The sequence below is a fragment of the Peribacillus sp. NPDC058002 genome (assembly GCF_042886655.1).
Classification (GTDB): domain Bacteria; phylum Bacillota; class Bacilli; order Bacillales; family DSM-1321; genus Peribacillus; species Peribacillus aracenensis.
Genome location: NZ_JBHVQU010000074.1, coordinates 1 through 19,936, shown reverse-complemented (window position 1 = coordinate 19,936; position 19,936 = coordinate 1). Strand labels below are relative to the sequence as shown.

Annotated in this window: 21 protein-coding genes; 14 read left to right on the top strand and 7 right to left on the bottom strand. The window is 36.6% G+C overall.

Annotated features, from left to right (window positions below; genetic code table 11):
- From ACFVSH_RS14340 to ACFVSH_RS14325, 4 genes are all read left to right on the top strand, one after another.
- Window positions 1–377 (top strand): 5'-nucleotidase C-terminal domain-containing protein (locus ACFVSH_RS14340; RefSeq protein ID WP_387706514.1); only part of this gene is annotated, 377 nt, incomplete at its 5' end.
- Between the two features lie 264 nt (window positions 378–641).
- Window positions 642–1,031 (top strand): cupredoxin domain-containing protein, encoded by a 390-nt coding sequence (locus ACFVSH_RS14335; protein ID WP_387706512.1) that lies wholly within the window; start codon window positions 642–644, stop codon window positions 1,029–1,031.
- Between the two features lie 223 nt (window positions 1,032–1,254).
- The gene (locus ACFVSH_RS14330; protein ID WP_387706510.1) at window positions 1,255–1,806 is read left to right on the top strand and encodes a hypothetical protein; all 552 of its coding nucleotides are present in this window, start codon (window positions 1,255–1,257) and stop codon (window positions 1,804–1,806) included.
- Between the two features lie 55 nt (window positions 1,807–1,861).
- Window positions 1,862–1,993 carry a hypothetical protein gene (locus ACFVSH_RS14325; protein WP_387602666.1) on the top strand — a complete coding sequence of 44 codons (132 nt, stop codon included), beginning with the start codon at window positions 1,862–1,864 and terminating at the stop codon, window positions 1,991–1,993.
- A gap of 110 nt (window positions 1,994–2,103) precedes the next feature.
- Here the strand turns inward: ACFVSH_RS14325 and ACFVSH_RS14320 are convergent, their stop codons facing one another.
- Window positions 2,104–3,531: a PQQ-dependent sugar dehydrogenase gene (locus ACFVSH_RS14320; RefSeq protein ID WP_387706508.1), complete on the bottom strand. Its 1,428-nt coding sequence runs from the start codon at window positions 3,529–3,531 to the stop codon at window positions 2,104–2,106.
- 920 nt (window positions 3,532–4,451) lie between these two features.
- On the opposite strand from ACFVSH_RS14320, the gene ACFVSH_RS14315 reads away from it, so the two are divergent.
- The 4 genes from ACFVSH_RS14315 to ACFVSH_RS14300 all read left to right on the top strand — a co-directional run bounded on the left by ACFVSH_RS14315 (window position 4,452) and on the right by ACFVSH_RS14300 (window position 7,389).
- Window positions 4,452–5,060 carry a DedA family protein gene (locus ACFVSH_RS14315; protein ID WP_387602660.1) on the top strand — a complete coding sequence of 203 codons (609 nt, stop codon included), beginning with the start codon at window positions 4,452–4,454 and terminating at the stop codon, window positions 5,058–5,060.
- 181 nt (window positions 5,061–5,241) lie between these two features.
- Entirely contained in the window at window positions 5,242–5,991 is a 750-nt protein-coding gene (locus ACFVSH_RS14310) for a DUF3888 domain-containing protein (protein ID WP_387602657.1), read from the top strand.
- 420 nt (window positions 5,992–6,411) lie between these two features.
- Window positions 6,412–6,678 (top strand): CPCC family cysteine-rich protein, encoded by a 267-nt coding sequence (locus tag ACFVSH_RS14305; protein WP_387706506.1) that lies wholly within the window; start codon window positions 6,412–6,414, stop codon window positions 6,676–6,678.
- 177 nt (window positions 6,679–6,855) lie between these two features.
- Window positions 6,856–7,389, top strand: a complete 534-nt coding sequence (locus ACFVSH_RS14300; RefSeq protein ID WP_387706504.1) for a hypothetical protein — start codon at window positions 6,856–6,858, stop codon at window positions 7,387–7,389.
- 1,557 nt (window positions 7,390–8,946) lie between these two features.
- On the opposite strand, the gene ACFVSH_RS14295 is transcribed toward ACFVSH_RS14300, so the two are convergent.
- Both ACFVSH_RS14295 and ACFVSH_RS14290 read right to left on the bottom strand, forming a co-directional pair.
- Window positions 8,947–9,417, bottom strand: a complete 471-nt coding sequence (locus ACFVSH_RS14295; protein ID WP_387706502.1) for a DinB family protein — start codon at window positions 9,415–9,417, stop codon at window positions 8,947–8,949.
- Between the two features lie 257 nt (window positions 9,418–9,674).
- The gene (locus ACFVSH_RS14290; RefSeq protein WP_387706500.1) at window positions 9,675–10,631 is read right to left on the bottom strand and encodes a patatin-like phospholipase family protein; all 957 of its coding nucleotides are present in this window, start codon (window positions 10,629–10,631) and stop codon (window positions 9,675–9,677) included.
- 1,008 nt (window positions 10,632–11,639) lie between these two features.
- Here ACFVSH_RS14290 and ACFVSH_RS14285 point away from each other — a divergent pair.
- Both ACFVSH_RS14285 and ACFVSH_RS14280 read left to right on the top strand, forming a co-directional pair.
- Window positions 11,640–11,852 (top strand): hypothetical protein, encoded by a 213-nt coding sequence (locus ACFVSH_RS14285; protein ID WP_387706498.1) that lies wholly within the window; start codon window positions 11,640–11,642, stop codon window positions 11,850–11,852.
- Between the two features lie 113 nt (window positions 11,853–11,965).
- Window positions 11,966–12,325: a hypothetical protein gene (locus tag ACFVSH_RS14280; protein ID WP_387706496.1), complete on the top strand. Its 360-nt coding sequence runs from the start codon at window positions 11,966–11,968 to the stop codon at window positions 12,323–12,325.
- Window positions 12,326–12,845: 520 nt separating this feature from the next.
- On the opposite strand, the gene ACFVSH_RS14275 is transcribed toward ACFVSH_RS14280, so the two are convergent.
- Complete coding sequence (locus ACFVSH_RS14275; RefSeq protein ID WP_387706494.1) at window positions 12,846–14,258, bottom strand: FMN-binding glutamate synthase family protein; 1,413 nt, start codon at window positions 14,256–14,258, stop codon at window positions 12,846–12,848.
- A 183-nt stretch (window positions 14,259–14,441) separates the two neighbouring features.
- Between ACFVSH_RS14275 and ACFVSH_RS14270 the strand changes: the two genes are divergently transcribed.
- Window positions 14,442–15,206, top strand: a complete 765-nt coding sequence (locus tag ACFVSH_RS14270; RefSeq protein WP_387706492.1) for a YqjF family protein — start codon at window positions 14,442–14,444, stop codon at window positions 15,204–15,206.
- Window positions 15,207–15,862: 656 nt separating this feature from the next.
- On the opposite strand, the gene ACFVSH_RS14265 is transcribed toward ACFVSH_RS14270, so the two are convergent.
- Window positions 15,863–15,952 (bottom strand): hypothetical protein, encoded by a 90-nt coding sequence (locus ACFVSH_RS14265; protein ID WP_387706516.1) that lies wholly within the window; start codon window positions 15,950–15,952, stop codon window positions 15,863–15,865.
- Window positions 15,953–16,029: 77 nt separating this feature from the next.
- Between ACFVSH_RS14265 and ACFVSH_RS14260 the strand changes: the two genes are divergently transcribed.
- The gene (locus ACFVSH_RS14260; protein WP_387605003.1) at window positions 16,030–16,674 is read left to right on the top strand and encodes a YczE/YyaS/YitT family protein; all 645 of its coding nucleotides are present in this window, start codon (window positions 16,030–16,032) and stop codon (window positions 16,672–16,674) included.
- Window positions 16,675–17,106: 432 nt separating this feature from the next.
- On the opposite strand, the gene ACFVSH_RS14255 is transcribed toward ACFVSH_RS14260, so the two are convergent.
- Complete coding sequence (locus ACFVSH_RS14255) at window positions 17,107–17,562, bottom strand: YfmQ family protein (protein ID WP_387605010.1); 456 nt, start codon at window positions 17,560–17,562, stop codon at window positions 17,107–17,109.
- A 288-nt stretch (window positions 17,563–17,850) separates the two neighbouring features.
- Between ACFVSH_RS14255 and ACFVSH_RS14250 the strand changes: the two genes are divergently transcribed.
- Window positions 17,851–18,594, top strand: coding sequence for an amidohydrolase family protein (locus ACFVSH_RS14250; protein WP_387706490.1), 744 nt, complete (start codon window positions 17,851–17,853; stop codon window positions 18,592–18,594).
- A 226-nt stretch (window positions 18,595–18,820) separates the two neighbouring features.
- Window positions 18,821–19,288 carry a GNAT family N-acetyltransferase gene (locus ACFVSH_RS14245; protein ID WP_387602774.1) on the top strand — a complete coding sequence of 156 codons (468 nt, stop codon included), beginning with the start codon at window positions 18,821–18,823 and terminating at the stop codon, window positions 19,286–19,288.
- Window positions 19,289–19,688: 400 nt separating this feature from the next.
- Here ACFVSH_RS14245 and ACFVSH_RS14240 read toward each other — a convergent pair whose 3' ends face one another.
- On the bottom strand, window positions 19,689–19,826 hold the full coding sequence (locus ACFVSH_RS14240; protein ID WP_169787518.1) for a hypothetical protein: 138 nt from the start codon (window positions 19,824–19,826) through the stop codon (window positions 19,689–19,691).
- Window positions 19,827–19,936: the final 110 nt, after the last annotated feature.

Here is a 19,936-nt window from a genome sequence, read left to right as displayed (position 1 = left end):
ATACAGACTTGCCTATGGGTCATAGTGTCAGTAAGTTAATCTTAACAGGGGACCAAATAAAACTTGCATTAGAACAGCAGTGGGCGAAAGATTATGAAAATAGGATACAAACGGTTGGTTTAACGTATAATTGGGACCCCAACGCTCCAATTGGCAACCGCATTGTTGCGCTGAAAGATATGAAGGGTCAAGAAATTCAGCCAAACAACGAATATGAAGTAGCGGTTAGTAATTATTTAGCTTCAGGCGGTGATAACTTCACTGCATTTGAACAAGGTAGGTTCGTGGAATCCGGTCCACAGGTTGTCACTGCACTTATACGCTATATCCAACAGAAGTATCCCCATGAAACTTCTCACCGTTCATTGAAAGAATGAAGGGGAAAATACAAGGACTTGGATAAGTGGCTTTTGAGGAAGATGAAGCTGGAGGAGTTAATGAAATGGCTTTAGGGATAGCACGAGATATTGAATGGCAATGGGTATTAACGAGAAATAAAAGGTAACTACTTATTCAAATATAACAGCTCTTTTTCTTTTCAACGTTTCAGATAGAAAAGTTACTATCTGAAAGCACGCAACGAAATTATCGTAATAATATTTCATGAATTAGAAAAAAATAGAGGAAAGGAGGGATTGCGAATGTTTGTGAAAAAGTGGGTAACAGGATTGGCCGGAGTACTTGCAATGTTTGTAGTTGTGACAACACTAGGCTCACTCGGTGTATTTGCCGAATCCGGTGTTGTAAATCAGCCTATGGAGACGAGGAAATCGATTGAGGTCGAGTTGAAAGATGATTTCTTTAATCCGAAAGCCATCACCATTCCGAATGGAACAGCCACAACGGTGATATTGAAAAACAAAGGCGTTAAAGAGCACACCTTCACCGTTGAAAAGCTCGGCATTGACGTTGAGGTCCAGCCAGGTGAAGAAAAAAACATTACCGTGAATCCGAAACAGCCCGGTACATATGAACTGATATGTCGGTACCATTTCCAGGAAGGAATGGTTGGGAAAGTGATTGCCGAATAAAATGCAGGGCCAATATGGCCTTGTTTTTTTAAATACTCCCTCTGCGAATGGACTTTTCTACTTTGTATGATCGATTAAGTTTTAGCGAGGTTTTTTATCAAGCTTATTTTTCATTACAGGGGATATTGATGCTTGGATTAATAATAATTGTTCCACCTCCAATAAATGGTAAATATAATATAATGTAAGGTAACGTATAAACCATTTAGAATGAGGTGGAAAGGTGTATTTTTTAAAACCTATTTCTAATGAGGTTCGTTTATCTCAAATAATATTCAATAAACATAAAAAAACGATGAAGCTCATTTTAGTGTCCATTCTTTCTTGTATGGCTGCCATTCTGCAGGCTGCCGGAGCTGTACCAGGGATAGGATATTGTATAAGTCCGCTGTCCACAGCACCTATCCTGTTATGTTCCATGTTTTCCATTCCATTTGGAGCAATGTCCTACTTTCTGACAATTATGCTGTTATTCATCCTACAGCCAACGGAAATAATTGCATTTCCTTTTACAACAGGAATGTTAGGACTTGGAATAGGGGCATCCTTTCACTTTTATAAGATGAGGTTAAGTATTATTGCTACTGGTGCCATTCTTTTAATGTTAGGAATTACGAGTTTAATAGTTATTTTTCACTTTCCAGTTTTAGGTCCGGCCGTCTCTGTTTCCTTTTCATTTCTTATATTTGGCTTTTTATTTGCCTTCATTTATAGCTGGTTATGGGTTGAAATTGCTTTAATCCTTTTTAAAAGACTAAAAACGATTAGAATTTAAGGCTCTTTTCGTAAAGTAGTTGTTTATAAAACGAAACGATTTAAGGTTGATTGGAGTGGAAGTGCGAGACTCTTTCGGGAGCAGTGGGATAGGTGAGACCCCACAGGCGTTTATGCCGAGGATGCTCATCGCCCGCCACGCGGAAAGCGAGCATCTGGAGGGGAAATCAACATTACTTGGTGAATAGCAACAAAGTATACGAAAACAGCCTAATTTATTAATTCTCCATCACATGGTTCTAATTACAAATCCATATAAGCGATTTATCAAGATTAAGTGGAAATGTATTGTATTGATTCATGGAACTATTTCAAAAACAGTGCCTTTGTTAAAATCAGTCACTTTCATAGAGCCATAAGCCGCCAAATATAAGCTGGTTTGATTCATATTCGTTCCCAAACTAACATAATAGGCTGATTGAGACCCAAAATCATAATCGGTTTGTATCACACTAAAATCATTTTGTTCACCATTGGGTCTTACGGTGGTATAAGCTAAAGCCCCTCTAACCCGGGGTTGAGAATCTTTCCGGGCAAGATCGGTAAACACAACGCTTCCCGTTAAACCAGGGATTGCATTCCCCATATAGGCTTGCACTCCTGTAAGTGCAGTTCCTCCAAACTTATCAGGTCTGGTATCTTTATGGAAATAACTGGTTAGAGGCTGAAGACGACTCGCTGAAAGTGTTACTGCTTCATTGTAATAAGCAATTGTTTTCTCATCCAAATTATTATTTTCATTGCATCCTCTTATAGTCGAAGTAGGAAAAACACCTTCCCAACCTCGCCAGCCAAAGTTAATGAATCCCTCTTTGTCAGCTTCAGAATTCATGAAAGAAGCTTGAACAATCTCAGTAACCGGTATTGGTTTATAATGAACGAATGAAAAAATCGACTCAACCAAATCCTGTCCGACACCCCCCGCATATTTGATATACTGATTATAAAACCTTTGAAATGAAATGCCTGTTATATTGCGCACCCCTTTTGCAATGACCGTAAGCGTTTCCTGAATAGGCAGAGGAAGTTCATTAAAACGTGTAACAATGGGTGGATTATTGAAGGATATGCTCTTATCTACATCGATTTCAATTATTTTACCAGCTATCTCCATATCATCTTGACTTAAATTAAATGGATCATAGCCTGCCCCACCATCCCCGGTTGTTAAAATAAGTTTTCCGGTTTCAGGTGAAAAGTTTAAGCTATTGACACCATTATGATTAAAAAATGGTCTTCTTATGTTAAGTAATGTCCGTCGTTTTTGAGGTTGACCATTCGATTGTAAAATCCATTCTTCAACTGTATTAATATGATCATATTGTGTTTCTCTATTTATCCACTTTAGGTTTAAAGTTTTGGGATCGCACGGGTTAGGCCTAAAATGTTCAGTAAGGGCCCCTGGACCTTGTGTTCCAGCTACTGAATAATGAAGATAAAACAGACCGTTATAATAAAATTCTGGATGAAACGCTAGCCCCAATAATCCCCGTTCATCATATCCCCTACCTGAAACACCTTGTTCAGAAGTACCTAATTTTAAAATTCGCGGGCGAATATCTAAAAAAGTCCTGATAACTCCGTTTCCTATGTAAAAGATCTCTCCTACCTGGGTTGCAATAAATAATCTTTCAATTGAGTCACCTGGAAGTATAGCTGTCTTTAAAACAGTTGGTAAATTAATATTGCTTACAATGGGCCGTAAACCAACCTTAACTTTTATCAAATGACTTTGCACTCCTTCTTATTGTTTTTCTTAGGCTCTTTTCGTAAAGATTGTTGTTTTTAAAATGCAACGATTTAAGGTTGATTGGAGCGGAAGTGCGAGACTCCTGCGGGAGCAGCGGGGAGGTGGGACCCCACAGGCGTTTACGCCGAGGATGCTCACCGCCCGCCCCGCGGAAAGCGAGCATCTGGAGGGGAAATCAACCACAGCGCTTTACTTTGTAAATAGAAAACAGCCTTTTCTTATAAGAATATGATTAGAACCGTCTATTAGTACCAAATCAGGCCGCGAACCTGATAAGGCAATGCACTACTTTCCGCATGAGCGTAATTAAACTAAAAGAGTGCGTTAGTTGAACTAAAATAAGTGAAATTTATAAGAATGAAAATAAATTCAAGCTATTCCATTAAAGGACGCATCCTGAAAAGGATAAGCGCTTAAAGGAGGAGCATCAGGAAAACCTGTAACGGTAAGCGTTCTGATACAAGTCATATGAGACACATCTATTGAGTTTTTTTAGCATGTACTTAAACTAACGGGGGAGCTTAGTGCAATAAGAAAATCAAAAATTGGGGATAATATTAAAGGTATTATCCCTAATGAAGAGTGAATTTTCTTTTTTTATTAGGCTCTTTTCGTAAAGATTGTTGTTTTTAAAACGAAACGATTTAAGGTTGATTGGAGCGCAAGTGCGAGACTCCTGCGGGAGCAGCGGGACAGGTGAGACCCCAAAGGCGTTTACGCCGAGGAGGCTCACCACCCGCCCCGCGGAAAGCGAGCATCTGGAGGGGAAATCCACACCGCATTACTTGTTAAATCGCAACAAAGTATGCGAAAACAGCCTTTTATTATTTAAAAACTGCTGAAAATGAATAATCAGAAATGATTGTTAGACATTACCTAAAAGTTGGAGTGAGAAAGTGGAAAATCATGTTACTTACCTTCTAGAACATTACGGGTACTTCGGAATAATATTTGCTTTAATTGGAGGTATTGTAGGACTTCCTATACCCGATGAGGTTCTTCTTACATATATTGGTTACAATGTGTTTCAGGGTAAATTATCTTACTTAATTTCAATAGTAAGTGCCTTTGTAGGAGCAACGGGAGGGATTTCGCTTAGCTACTTCATTGGTTATAAATTTGGGTTGCCTTTATTAGAAAAGTTGGGACCAAAACTTCACATAACCGAACAAAAAATTAATAAAACAAAGAAATTATTCAAGAAATTTGGACCTTATCTATTATTATTTGGTTATTTTATTCCTGGGGTACGGCACCTTACGGCGTATATAGCATCTGTCAATCGCTTCCCATTTAGAAAATTTGTTGTTTATGCCTATACGGGTGCATTAATATGGAGTTTTGCTTTTATCACATTAGGAAGAATCTTAGGGGAAAATTGGAACAATGTTGAACAATATATGTCAACATACAGTATTTATATAATTACGAGTTTATTGGTCCTTTCAATATTCATTTATTTTTTATGGAAGAGAAGAAATCGATTAAAAAGGGGTATTTCATGAAAGTGACGGTTTAGATGGAGGACTTTAATAAAATTATAGTTAGAGCTTATAGAACGATCTGGTGCTTTAGCTGATGATTGGAGCTGTCTTTACGGCAGTTTAGTTCATGAAGAAAATACAAATAATTATTTTTAAAACTTATGGGAACAGTAAACCTAAAAAATATTAGGCAGGTTATATCTTGAATAAACTTTTCTTAGGTCTGTCCATAAGTTTGTTACTATTGAGTGCTCAACCTAATAGGATTAATTCAGCAGAAACTGAATTAAATAATAAGTTAATGTATGATGCATTATTGACTTCACTTGGCCCATACATTTCAGAAGAAGTAGTTAATTATTATGGCTATTATAAACAGTACGGTTTATTTGATGCCAAAATCATAAGGATAATTAGGCAAAGTGAAGGTAGTTTTAGTTTTAGTGTAACAGTTCAAGTAATTACTTTTGAACACGCTCATAATCCTCCATATGGCAAAGAAACAATCACTTTTGATGTAAGCCCTTTTGGTGTAAAAGTGATTAATTTTGTTCATGAAGGGGATGAAGAGGAAATGAAAATAAATGAGTTTTACAAGAACGTTCTTTTAGATATACTGCAAACATTTAATTTAAGGTTGGAATCCTTTTCAAAATATAGTTATCAACAACTACAATATAAATCAGAAAAACAAAAAGAATACAAAGTTCTTTCAGATATTGCAACTGACATTATAGTTCATGATTTAAATCCTGATATAAAACCTCCATATAAAAATGTGATAGACCCAGTTACTTTCATTAAGGGTACCCAAGGATATATTCTGTTTAAAAGGTCCGATGGAACAAATATAGTTCTTCAAGTGGCAATGGAAAATGGTAAATGGGTGGTCGTAGAAAAGAAAAACAAACAAGGGAAGAAAATGCAAAATGAATTGATTTGGTATATGTAATATCAGTATTAGGCTAACGGGTGCGTTAGCTGACCTGAGCTGTCTTTAAGGCGGCTTTTTCTTATGGAACTAAAGGGGCAGGATAGTCCTAGAAGGAAATATTATGAAACTATTGGGGCTTTTTATCCGTAGAATATAGAGTGAGGGTGTGTATGTATTGATGTTTTCACGGTGGACGTTTCTGCAAGGGATTATAGTAATCATTTTAGGAACTCTCGCATTTATAACCGATTATTTTAAGAGAGAGATGGCAACTTCAATTCCATCAAACACTGTAAATACAGTACAGATGTTAATGACACTATGCTTAAGCTTAAGATCAGAGCTGGCTTTAAGGCAGCTTTTTCTTATGGAACTATCGGGGAGTTTAGTTGAACAAGAAAGCATGGTAAAATTCATAAAAAGTATCGAGGTGATTGTATGAAATATACTTGTCCTTGCTGTGGATATAAAACATTAGATGAAGAACCAACCGATACATATGCAATTTGCAAAATATGCTTTTGGGAAGATGACGGTATTCAATTTCGAGACCCTGATTACGAAGGCGGGGCTAATGAAGTTTCATTAAGCCAAGCACAAAAAAACTTCGCTAAGTTTGGGGCATGCGAAGAAGGCTGTATTGAGTTTGTAAGAAAGCCAAATGAGAAAGATATAAAAGACCTTAATTGGAAACCGTTTATTTAGAGAAAGTTTTTAAGCTAACGGGTCTTTACTTGCTGCGGCGGCTTTTTCTTATGGCACTAAAGGGGCAGGATAGTTCCATAAGCGTAGTGTAGTAGTAATGTGCGGCTCACGAATTAAATTTGGTTTATAAGTGAAAAATACTGTTACTATATTGACCAAATTTAAGGATGTGCCACTTTGCTAATAAAAAAATTGATTCTCATAGCTACATTGTGCTTTACAATTACCCCTAGAGCTTATGCCAATTTTGATAATGCTGAAACGCAAAAAGCTTATTTTGAATTAGGTTACGAATCAGTCTACGATTCCTTAGAAAGAAGTAACATGTATTTTAAGCATGAAATTCATTTACCTGTACAAATTCCTCCGATTCCATTCACCCATGTAGTTGGAATGTTGAATAAGCATGAGGATAGAAATAATAGCACTCTTGAAATCGAATATATAAATCAAAATGGTTCTCCTTATGGAATTACAATCTTTCCCTTAAAGTCTAAAGTACAATTGAGTGAACTTGATAGTAATGCAAAGATCTTTACCTTGAAAGATGGGAGTAAAGCCGGTTATATTACTAAGCCACCAAATTTCAAGATGATTAATCATTTTTACTTTGAGAAAAATGGCTGGCAGTATCTTTTTAGGGTTCACCCTGAAGTTTCTAACGTTATTACACCTGAATTATTAGTTGAAATTGCAGATTCCATAAAATAATTTACCGCACAGTTTGTGTCAACTCTACAATAATCCTTAATGAACTAACGGGTGCTTTAGCAGAAGATCGGTGCTGTCTTTAAGGCAGCTTTTTCTTATGGCACTAACGGGGCAGGATAGTTGACTAAGGATTGAAACTTTATTAATTTCGGAATCGTATAAAAGAGAGTATATACGGGTAGGATACGATACGATAACTTATAAGGGATGATATTTAATGGAAACTTGTAGCAAATGCGGCAACGAACTTACGAAGGCTTATATTTCTGGAATTCAAGGAGAATTTCAGATAAACCAAAAACAAAGAGGTTTTTTCACGGATAGTCCGATTTACAGCAAAGTATCTACTTATGTTTGTTCTAAATGTGGGTATTTAGAGTTCTATGTAGAACAACCTGACAAATTCAAATAATGAAAGGGATTTCTACTTCTTGTAAAAGACTCAAGGTTGCTGCGGCAGCTTTTTTTAATGGAACTAACGGGGCAGGTTAGTGAAAGAAGGCATAATTCAATTAATCAAGAATATGAGGAACACGAGGTGAAAAGTAATGTATCAATTCCAACACGAGGTACAAAGAAAAGAAAAGATATATAAGGTATATGTCATTTTATTTATTATATCCGTATTGATAAATGTAGTTTTATTCTTTGTAGATGGTAGTATCCTTCGTGGAATAGTCAGTCTCTTAGTTTGTTCTATTGTCCTTCACTATGGTTTACGAAAGAAAGCCTGGGCGGGATTTATCGTAAAATGTATGGTATGGATACATATAGTTTTATTGTTTATTATGTTTCTAACTATGATAATTAAAGTTATACAGTAAGTACCTTTTTCAACTAACAGGTACATTAGCAGAAGATCAGAGCTGACTTTAAGGCAGCTTTTTCTTATGGCACTTAAGGGGCAGGTTAGTTTAAAAAGAGGTAATATAGTAATTCATTAGCAACCTTAGTTGAAAGGATAAGGAAGTGATTTATTTGATGGCTTTAAGGATTATTATTAACATTTTAGTAACAGCTTTATTGCTTTACATAACCATTATTTTCCTGCCAGATTCATTGAACATAAATGAAACGGTTTCAAAATGGATTTTTATGATAATGATATTTACGCTATTAACGATATCTAAAGAAAAAGGGTGGATTAAGCTTATTTCAATGTTTCTTGGTTTGGCAGTATTTATGTTATTCATTATTTTATTTGTATCATAAATTTGAGCTCTATTTTGCCATTTTCTTCATCAATTAACATATGCTTGAGTTTAACAATTTGGTTGCTACCCAACACTTTCTTATGGAACTAAAGGGGCAGAATTCTTGTATTAACTGAAATACTAAAAAGTTTGTGAAGAAATCTACTTAAACTAACGGGTGCGTTAGCTGAAGATCAGAGCTGTCTTTAAGGCGGCTTTTTCTTATGGAATTAAAGGGACAGGATAGTCCAGTAAACGGATAGTTTTAGGTTGTTCAAGACTGAATAGTTAGTGGAGTAAATGAAAAAAGAAAAAACCAGTTTTGTTAGACTGATTTTTTCTTTAATATAACACTTTGTTAAATTCAGTTTTTAACACTTTCATGTTCAATTATACGCTTCATTGCCTGGATTTGCCCCATATGGGTCGCTTCATGCATTAATGTTAAACATGCAAGTTCTCCAACAGTCTTACAACCTAGGAATGGTGTATCCAAATCTTGTTCTAGCTGTTCAGTAGAAATTTGCTTTAAACGAGTTAATTGATCTTTCAACTGTATAACAAGTTGATCCATGGCAGGTATATTCCCTGTCCAATCAGCTGGTTTTGTGCCATTCCCAAACAATTCTATATAATTCGTGGGAAGGTGAGTTGTTACATGCGGGTAATTAAACATAGTTTGTTCAGTAATTGTCAAAACGTGACCTGTCTGCCAATGAATTGTGTTATTAAAACCATCTGGCTGCACATCAGTTTGTTCTATAGAAACAGACTCTACATTCTTGATGAAATATTCTCTTGTCATCTCAAATTGCTTAAATACAAGTTGATTCATCGTTTTCTCCCCTCTCATTAACAAAATCATCCATATTATACCAGTAAAAATCGGAAAAGAATATAGTTGAAACTTCCTAAAATTAGTTTTTTGTCAACCGGTTCTTGTTCCACAGTAGGGCGCGATTTTTTAAGGTCTTTAACGCGGCTTTTTCTCATAACTAAAGGGGCAGGATAGTTGAAGAAGAACTGAATAAATAAATAAAAACAGCTTAGGTTCTGGCTGCCAAATTCAATCAGATATATGGGATAATTTTATTAATTCCAGTTTTTTTCTATAAATTGAACTGCTGGTTGTAAATTTGTATTGTTAGCAATTGAAATGACAGTGGGAACCACAGAAGGGTCCGTTTTGGATAAATTGGGGATCCGTGGATTTAACCGAAAAAAACGATTTCCCAGAAGCTGAGAACTGACCATGGATTCATAGTAACCTGATCCACTAGCGACTATCTGAAGAAATGGCAGTAATGGTTCATTGGGCGATCGATCCAAAAGAACTCCCCAATTCGGGGGAAGGTTCTTCATATTTTCGGGGCGTATGTTATCTGCACTTACCATCCCCCACCCCTTCGTATCTCTTCTTAGTTGAGTCGGCTCTTCACCTGTTCCAATGGATAATACCGCAATTTGATCCAACGGCTGTTTGGCTTTCCCCACTGCAAACGCGATACTGGCTGTACTGGGGTTAGTTGTTACTGTATACCCATCCACGTAGTTTTGATAGGCTCGTTGCGTCGCGGGAGCACCGCTGCTCCGTAGAATTACATCACTCGCTTTCTCATTTAAATAGGGAGAGCCAGGAAAGTTGTGGAATAACACAGGAGTCCAACGATTCAGCTCCGGTGAAAATAAATGAAATGCAGGGACAACAATTCGTCTTTTTAAGTCTTTGAGGAGAAGATTTGGTGGAAAAAATGTTTGTACCGCTTTAATGAAACCAGAATAAGGTAATTGTTGGTTATAAACAGGTCCGCCTGGTCGGGAAACGCTGAATGCCGGCACGATTTTATCCTTAAAAAAGTGGAATGTCTCCTTCGGCGATCTTCCACTTGCTAACGCAAGGGCAGTGAATGAACCGATTGAATTTCCCGAAAAAACATTGGTTCGACTAATTAATTTTGGGTTTTGCCGAGCCAGTCTGTTTAAAAGTTGTAAACTTAAAGCACCTAAGGTGCCGCCTCCATCAAAGGTCATGATTCGATATTTTGTCAAAGCTGATTTCTCCTTTCCAATCTGGTCAAAAGTATTATTCAGTATATGTTTATTTTTCAGGAGCCGGATTATGTAGCTAAACATCCAAGGAAAGACTCCATCGAGTAAGAAATGATAAAATATGTATAGCTAAATTGGACTTTGGGACGTGATTAAAACGGATAAAAGGTTATTGGACATATAAGGAATGGGAAGACAAATTAGATGATGACGAGTGGTATTTTAGTAATTCTTTTGAATCAATTACTAAGGATATGTCCCCTGACGAAGCGTTTAACTACATTCCAAATGACATTGAGTTGTTATTTAAGTTAGACGATGACTTTTTGGTATGGGAAACCCTTTATTTCTTAATTGAACTGTATAGTCTTACTGATACCACGCAGATACATCCATACCTCGAAAGGAATTGGTCTGTGTTAAAGAAACATATTAAGAAATATGAAGACTCCTATACTACTCCATTTAAGGAACTTAAAAGTCACCTTAGAGTTATAGAATGAACTTATCTTGTTGAACTAAAGGGGCAGGTTAGTTGGATTGCCTGCCAAAGAATAGGAGTGGTTTGAATTTATGGAAATAACAAAGAAAAGATTCTTCATTACTTGTATAGTGGGTATCATACTCAAGTATCTTGCAAGCTCTGGTCTGCAATACTTCAGGGGACAAACGATAAATTGGTTAGGAAATTTAGCATACGCATTCTATTTCGGAGTATTTCTTTCACTTTTACTTTGGTTATTTGGAGATTCTGGTAAGAAAAAAGCCGATCATTAATTCAGTGATTGGCTCAGGCTGTTGAGAAACCCTCGACAGCCTTTAATGAACCAACGGGTGCGTTAGCGCCATAAGAAGGCCGTCAATTGGCGGCCTTTTGAACGTATGATTCTTATCATTATCATACATTCAAATTATAGGGAGTTTTGTTCAATAATAGCACTCGATAAATTGGAATTTTAAGGTAAAATATTATTTGAACTATAATTATATAATAAGGAGTTTGATTTTTTGAAAAAGAAAATTTTGTTTCTATGCTTTTGTTCTCTTTTGATAACTGCTTGCCAAAGGGAGTATAAAGGTGAATATATAAAATGGGGAGAAAAAACCAACAGTAATGCGACTGAATTATTAAAAGGAAATGGAATACCTTATAAAATTAAAGATGGAATTATATATATTCCTGAAGATGCTTTTGATAAATCTATTATGTGTTGTTCTTAAAGTTTAAAATAATCTAAGTTTAAGTTTGTATAATTTTATTCAAATATCGGGTGAGTTAGCACATCCATATTCAAGAGAAAAAGTACCCTTAATTAACTAACGGGGCAGGATAGTTGCATAAGGGAATGGGAAATTTACAAAAATACACCTTTTTTATGTTAGAATCTAAGAAACATAACTTTTCAAAGGGGCTTATTGTGCGAAAGACATTTATTATTGTTTCTTATTTATTTTTCCTTGTTCCTCTAATGTTCATTGTGAATTTTCTGTTTGATATTGTTACACTCGAGAAGATACAAGGATTGCCTATATTTTTTCCTTTAGTATTTTGTCCTATTGGTCTTTTCTTCGCTTCAAAAGCACATAAAATACAAAAGAATTTTTTGACACTTGGTGCTATCATTTTAAATTCGGTCTTATTAATATTTCCTTTAGTATATATGATTTTAGGAACAGTGATATTTGGTGTTTAAGTCTTGATAATACTGATGACCTTTCTTCAATTAAGTGGTGCTTTACTTCAATAAGAGAGTTGCTTTGGCAGCTCTTTTTCTTATGGCACTGACGGGGCAGGTTAGTTCCATAATGAGTATCGAAAGGTGAGGGTAAACAGTGAGAATATTCGCAGAAGAAATTGAACTCCTTTCTTTGATTGAGTGTCTTGAAAATCTAGAGTTACATCTGTAACAAGCCACTTACAATGGCTGCAGCACCAAGTCCAACACTAACCAATCCAAGTGTTTTTAAATTTCTTTTTTTCGATTTTTTCATCATAAAAATTAAGCCTAAAATAATACTTCTGTGAGATTGTTTTTTTCAGTTCAATTTTTATTAAAGCAAACATTAACGAATAGGTAAAAGGACCACACATATTAGACATATCAAAAATGTGTGGTCCTTTTAATATTAAAGGTCAAACTTACCATACTAAAATATAACATGTGATCGTTTATCAATCTGGATATTTTGAATTTGCTATCTATACACATTCAATTATTTCTCTTTTTGTATGTCTTCCCAAGGTTCAAATGAAAAGGGAATTCCAATCATTTTAGCAGTCAATTCATCATAGGAAACTAAATCTTTTTTTGACAACTCCTTTAAGGAACGTTTCCCCATCGCTCTTAATGCCATTTTCATTTCTTCTATACTTGCTGTAAAGAATTTCTCTGCTGCTTTTACTCCATCTTCTATCTTAAATTGATCCTTGAATTTACCTTGATTCCAAACAACTTGTGTAGGTGGTTCAAAGGGAAGAGCATTCAATGCTTGACTATGTGAGACAGCAAATAATATGGCAGATCCTACATAAACAGCATCAGCACCGAGTGCAAGTACTTTTAAAAAGTGCCCAGGTACTAATAGCCCTCCTGATACAATTAAACTAATTTGTCCCTTCATCTTTCTCTTTTCTAAATGATTAACAGCCCGGACAACTGCATGCAATGTTGGTATTCCCATGTCATCGGATAAAATGGGGGGGGCACCGTGTGTGGCTGCTTGGCCGCCGTCAATCGTAATGAAATCAACACCGAGTTCAATTAAATGATCTATATCATCTTCGATTTTTCCACCTGCCCCTATTTTTATACCAATGGGAACACCACCAGTTATGCTCCGAAGTTCATTAACAAGATTTTTAATATCTTTCAATGTTTGATTTTCAAAAAAATGTTCAAAAATGACTCCATCCTCATTTTCTTTAAGCCCCATCACTTCACGAGCCCTACCTGTTAAATTTTCGGGTGAAATTTTTCCACCCATCCCAACTAGTGCGCCTTGTCCTAACTTAATTTCAATCATGTCGGCACGCTTAATAAGCTCTTCTTCCTTTGACCATTCTGTTTTTGAAAACTGTAAAATATATTTTCCTGCTTTATCTAATTCTTCAGGTATAACTCCGCCTTCTCCGGAATTAATCGCGGTTCCTACGTTTTTTGCTGCTTCTGCCAAAGATAGCCTTGTTTGTTCACTAAGTGCAATACCATAGGCCATCCCTGTAATCATAAGAGGAATTTTTATTTTCATTGGTTTTTTTGCTTTTGGTCCAATGGTCACCTTAACATCAACGTCTTCTTCACCATCAATAGGAAATGGTGTCGTTTGTGCAGGGATAAAGGTAATTGGATCCAAATGCGGCCATTTTTTTGAAGAGCCAAGTGGTCGATGCAGGACGTCGCCTGTTTCTGCACGTAAGCTATTTTCAAGCATATTTTGAACTCCCATATGCCTTAGTCCTGGCATCAACTCCATAATATTTTCTTGATAGCTGTCGGTTAAAATGATTTTCCCCATTTTCTTAACTAAACGTTTCATAATCCAACGCCAACCTATAAGCATGAATAAAAATAGGACAAATATTATTGCAACCATTACAAAAGATAAATAAGATAGAATGTTCGACATATTCACTTCTCCACATAATCAAATTAATTTAACAGCTCAATATCCTTGCTGTTTCCAAAAAAAGGAAAGTTTGTTATAGGGTGAAAGTCATTGCAGAGAGCAATTGAAAATACAAGTCACATCAAATGATTTTCTGAGCTTTTTTCAGCCCTTAACTAAGTAGATATAAAGGAGATACTTTTCATGAACTTACTAGATGATAACGCTCACCGTCCTTGGCCAATACCTTCAAAAAAGTGGATTATGCAACAATCTTGGAGAAATCTCTTGTTTATCCATTGGCCTATTCCAGCTGAAATACTAAGACCGCATATTCCTCCTCATTTAGAAATTGACACCTTTGATGGATATGCCTGGTTGGGAGTTATTCTCTTCGTTATGGAGGGAATTTATCCTCGTGGATTGTCATCTGTATCATTAACCCCTAAATTTTCAGAAATCAATGTAAGGACATATGTTCAATGTGATGGTAAACCCGGTATCTTTTTTATGTCTCTTGACGTTGAGGACTGGGCCTCCTATACAATAGCCAAGAAATGGTTTCGTTTGCCCTATTATTCTGCACAAATTTCTTTAGAAAAAAAAGGACAAACCTTTCATTGTCAAAGTATTCGTAAAGGAAAAACAAATACTCCAATTAGATTTAATGCAAAGTACGCTCCAATACCAGTAGTCCACTTTCCTAAAAAAGGAAATTTAGACCATTGGCTCACAGAGAGATATTGCTTGTATAGTACGGATAATGGAGTCAATATCTATTGCGGAGAAATACACCACCGTCCTTGGCCGCTACAAAAAGTAGAGGCAGAAATATGTACGAATACACTTTTTACTCCCTTTAATTTTGACCTTACTGAAGTCAAACCGCTTTTTCATTTCTCTAAAGGTGTTGATACACTTATATGGAATATTAAGAAAACACGGTTCCAGTGTAAAAAGATTCCTTGAACTATTCATTTCTTTCTAATTCGAGGATTAAGAAACTTCACTTAACTTCAATACTCAATATCCCTCACATCTAAAACTTAAATGTGATCGGAATGCAAATAATGAAGAATCCATTTTATTTAATGAGTAATCCCTTAATGGTCGTTTTGATATTATAAAATAGCCCTTAGCGTGTAAGTAATTTTGAACCCTACCGCAAAATACAAACAAGAACAAGTATCTGGGATGACTCTTTTCGGATGAGTTATTGCAGTCTTTGGAGCTATTTTAGCAAGTTTAGAATATGAACACCTATTTCAATACCAAGTAGCCCCATATTGATAGAGGACAGCACTCGCTTCCCTTATTATGTTTCTAAATCATTATCAATGGCTAATGGGAATAGAAGAAGAACAGGGTTTTGTTGTAGATGTCGTCAATCACAAATATGATTTTAAAGCTATCGTAAGAATCATCCAAGAGAACATAAAGGCTTTATAAAAAGGTTCGAATTTCATCTACATTCAAGCAGAATATAAAGTTGAAGATATGCTACAAATGCATGTTGAGCTTTAGATTACAATCAGTAATAATTCGAAAAAGGGGGAACAAGTCGACTGGATCACTTATCATCCTGAAAATTGTAAATTTAAGTCTAACCATTTTCGAAGAACTTTTTAAATATACTTCTCTGTGATTATCTGGTCTTCTTCAAATTCTCTCACACGGCGCGTCAGTATTGCTTTTGAAATACCGGGTAACAACATCTGAATTTCATTAATCATCTTGTTCTTTTAGACATCTTCATCTAGAGTAGATGCATATATGATATAGAGGTGAAGAGATGGCATTTAGGCTATTACGGTATTTTATTTTTTTTCTTGGTTTAACTTTATTTGGATTAGGGAATGCGATTGCGGTAAATGTTCAATCCTTGGGGCTGCACCCATGGGAAGTTTTAAACGTCGCTCTGTTCCAGCGGTTCGGGTTCACGATTGGGACGTGGAGTGTCATGTGTGGTTTAGTACTTGTGCTGATCGCCTTTGTAGTTGATAGGAAGTATATTAGTATTGGTACCTTTCTAAATGCCTTATCAATAGGACCAATCATGGATTTTTTCTTACATCTCAACATTCTTCCTCATGAAACGGAGCAATTATGGTTGAATTTACTCATCTTGTTGATGGGTATCATCATATCCGGCATTGGCGGAGGAATTTATGTGGCTGCTGGAATCGGGGCAGGTCCTCGAGATGGCTTCATGCTAACCGTTTCGGAAAAAACCGGGTTATCGGTCAGCCGGGCAAGAATCGTTGTCGAGAGCCTCATCTTGATATTCGGGTTCGTCCTTGGAGGTCCAGTGTTTATTATGACGTTTGCATATACCTTTATTCAAAGCCCGATCTTTCAGTTTTCCATGAAGCTGATGCGTTCCTATATCGCTAGTTTGGAGAAGAAGCAAAAGGGACAATTTGAGCTTCCATTATAAATTGGAATGTGGATTAAAAAATGCGAATATTTGCTGAGATGATTATCGAAAAACTCAACTATACAGATGAAGATTTTTAAAGGGATTTGGGTTTTGATAAAAGAGTCAGTTTTTCTTTTCAAGACCACATTTATTACATTAATGAACATTCTAACCAATGGCATCTCTCAGATTATGAATTCGATTTACAATCGTATTGTACAACGGAGGAGCTACTACAACAGGCAATATTGGATGGAAAGCCATTAGAGGAAATATGGAGTAATGTGAAAATATTATAGTGTGCTATATAACTAACGGGTGACCGCGACCAATATGAGCGAGCAAAAAATGAAGGAATCCTCATAAGAGAAGAAGAAGTCTAGTCAGAAAATAAATAATTCCCTATCAAAAAACCACACATCACGGTGTGGTTTTTCATTTTTCTTCCTTTTATGCTCCTTTTACATCCATTCCCTTCATCATCGAACGGTCTTGGAGGCTTTCGGAACGCATGCTATATGCCACAAGCTTCTTCTTGTCCTGTTTTACGACATCCACATGGTCGCCGTACACGAACACCAATAACCGAATCTCTCTTTTGCCTTTTTTCGTATCGATGACCAATGGCTTCACACCGCTCTTTGGGAGTAAAAACAAGGACTCGTTTCCTGGAAATATATGATTTTTCTTCAAAACCATCGCTTGGTTAACATCCTGAATCACTTGGTTCTTCTCTTCCCCTTCCAATCGTTTTCCGTCCATCGTAATCACGGTATCCCCGTCACTAAGTGTTGGATGCATCTTAAATTTATTCAAAAGCCAATTGACGACATCGGTTGGAAGGCAGGTAACAACTAGTTTAAATATCGATAAAATAATGGTCAAAATCAAAACGGGTCCTGTCATTTTTTCATCATCTCCGTATGTTATAAATGCCTCATTATAAACAGCTGCCTCTATATTACCAAAAAGAATGGACATTTTTTCTTCGAAAATATGTCCATTCTCGTAACGTTTTCCTTTTGGGGCGTGGGTATAAACTAACGGACAGGGGTTGCTGCCACAGCCTTTTTTCTTATGGCGCTAACGGGGCAGGTTAGTAACATAAGTTAAACTTATGAATCTGTATAAATAACCCACGATTTTATTTATGTATCATATTTGATATGTTAAAGAAAAGAAAGGGGATTTGAAGTGAGAATTTTTGATGCACATTTTCATATTATTGATTTTGATTTTCCAATCATCGAAAACCAAGGATATTTGCCACCCAGCTATGTTGTAGAAGATTATCAAAATGAAACTGCTGATTTGAATGTATTAGGTGGTGCGATTGTATCTGGGTCATTCCAAGGCTTTGACCAAGAATATTTATTGAAGGCACTTAAACAAATGGGATCAACATTTTGTGGCGTCACACAATTACCTTTTACGGTGAAGGACGAAGAGATTATAAGTTTAAATAAAAATGGGGTAAAAGCATTACGTTTTAATATAAAAAGAGGCGGTTCAGAAGATTTATCGAAGCTCGATTACTTTGCTAGGAGAGTTTATGATTTAGTAGGGTGGCATAGCGAGCTTTATATTGATTCAAAAGCGTTACCCGAAATTGCATCAACTATTGAAAAATTACCTGCGATATCAATTGACCATTTAGGATTATCTGAAGAAGGATTACCTCATTTATTAAAGCTGGTGGATAAAGGCATTCGAGTTAAAGCCACTGGTTTTGGTCGTGTAGAATTGAATATTGAGAATGCCTTAAACTCAATTTATGATATTAATCCAGACGCTCTTATGTTCGGAACGGATTTGCCATCTACAAGGGCGAAAAGGCACTTTGAGTATGCGGACATTGAATTGATTCAGCGTCTATTTGATGAAAAGGCTACCGGGAAAATATTGTATACGAATGCATTGAAATGGTATTTTAAGTAATTCATCCATAAGATTTAGAATGAAAATTTAAAGTTTGTGAGTGAGTACACTTAAACTAACGGGGCAGGTTAGCTGAATAAGGATAAGTCGAGTAGCAGGTATGAACTGACCCCATAAAGTAAGACAGGAAACTTTCATTTTATTTATATATGGTTTAATCCTATAATTAGGAATAAGAATATAAGTTTATTTTCAAAAATTACAGTCGTAAGTTGGAGGAGATTTCATGACGGATTTCGCTATACGCCTTGCCACCCCTGAGGACCGCAAAGAGATTTTCAATGTTCACCGTCATTCAGTCCGCAACCTCTGCTCAGAGCAATACACGGAAGAGCAGATCAACATGTGGCTGGATGGGAGGGAACCGGACATGTACCTCCCTGCCATAGAACACGGGGAGCTTTGGGTCGCCGTGTCGGACAGGAAAATCCTTGGTTTCGTCGAAGTGGAGGGCAACGAGGTAACCAAACTCTTTGTCTCCGGAGCGGCAGCGGGTTCAGGAGTCGGTAAAGCCTTGATGGTGAAGGTCATCGGGCACATTCGAAAGAATGGGAAGACACGGATCTACTTAGAAGCCACAACCACGGCGCGGGATTTCTATCGCAAATTGGGCTTTGTTGAGACGGGAACAGGCACTTTCTCGCAAGGCGGAGCGGCGGTTTCGTTGGAAATCGTCAAGATGGAACTGGTCTGAATCCGGTGCCGGGCCGACCGTGCAACGAGAATTGCACTCACCAATGACAGTATAAGTAGAAAACCACCAATAGGGTCGCTCTTTAGTAGAATAGCCTCTCGGCATTCCCCGAGGCAGGTGGTGCAAGGATTCCCCTGCACCACCAAAATTGTAATCCTCCCACTTTCGTAGGGGGATTTTACCTCCTAAGTATGTTTCTAAAAAAGACTGTTCTTGCTAAGCTATGGAGTATGTAAAGAAGAAATTTCAAGGCCTAATGAACAATATAAGGACTAAAATAAAAGTCTATTATACCTTTGAAGAGTCAATTAATCCTTCATGTTAGTGGATTGCTTGACTCTTCATTTTCGTTTACCTGCAAGTTTCTTTTCGGAAAAGCAAAGAAATCACGAGATTGTACTTACCCTTTGGCATTGCGCGGGAGCTTATTAGTTGGATTAATTGCTTTTTCCAAGTCTTCTGCTGCGATCACTGGATCTACTGTATTGCTATTAGCTTTTCCCTTTTGACTATTGCCTTTATCACGCTTTTGGCTCATGCTCAGAACCTCCCTCCATGTAGCTTCATTTGTTAAGATGGATTAATAGATGGCGACTTATTCACCAAACGAGAAGGTTCTCGTTTAGTTGTGTATACATCCATATAGGG